The organism is Klebsiella sp. HN106, from assembly GCF_051209435.1.
GTDB classification, from domain to species: Bacteria; Pseudomonadota; Gammaproteobacteria; order Enterobacterales; family Enterobacteriaceae; genus Klebsiella; species Klebsiella oxytoca.
The window spans coordinates 1-740 of sequence record NZ_JBLURD010000079.1 but is presented as its reverse complement, the minus strand read 5'-3'; the positions used below and the strand labels follow the sequence as shown (position 1 = coordinate 740).

At 63.4% G+C, this 740-nt stretch carries 1 protein-coding gene; it reads right to left on the bottom strand.

Annotated elements, in window-relative coordinates:
* A partial coding sequence (gene vgrG / locus ACSIPU_RS30390) for a type VI secretion system tip protein VgrG (RefSeq protein WP_196558309.1) occupies positions 1-740 on the bottom strand: 740 nt, incomplete at both ends.

Below are 740 nucleotides of genomic sequence, written 5' to 3'. Positions count from 1 at the left end.
TAAGTGGTGCTGTCGCCCCGGCTGACATCGATGCTGAGGCTCATCTCCGCCGGCGCGTTGCGGTAGTTATAGTCCCGGGTGAACACCGACTGCGGCACCACGCGATGCCGGCTTTTCAGCGCCCACACCGACTCGGTACCGCTGTCGTGCTGGCCGGAGGGCGGCACAGACGGCAGAACCAGCCCCTGCCCGTCGTGCCGCTGGTCGTCGTAAAACTCCACCACGTCAATGTTCAGCCGGGTGTCGGCGGTGAAGCGGAACCAGATACCCACCTCACTCAGCAGGCGGGTGATAAAGCGCAGGTCGTCCTCGCCGTACTGCATCACCTGCTCGCGACGCGGGTACGCCTGCGCCAGCGTGAAGATAAAGTCCTCCCCGCGCATGCCGTGGCGGGTGCGCAGGATATGCTCCACGATATCCGGCACCGACATATCCTGGTAAATCCGGTTCTGGTGGCTCCGGGAGAGCAGCGCCAGACGAGGCTGCAGAGTCAGGGAATAATGCGTTTCGTCCCGGGAGGCGGAAAGGCGCTCAAACGCCGTCACCACGCCCTGAATCGTGCGTACCGGCTGCCGGATTTTTACCCCGAAGCCCTGGTCAACCGGGGCCTGCAGGGTGAAGGCGGCATCCTGCATCAGCATCTGCTGCGGCGTGAGGGTTTTGTCGGCGCTGGTGAATTCAATCTGGTAGCTGAACGGTTCGCTCAGGGCCTCATCGCCTTCAAAGGCCAGCACGTCCAG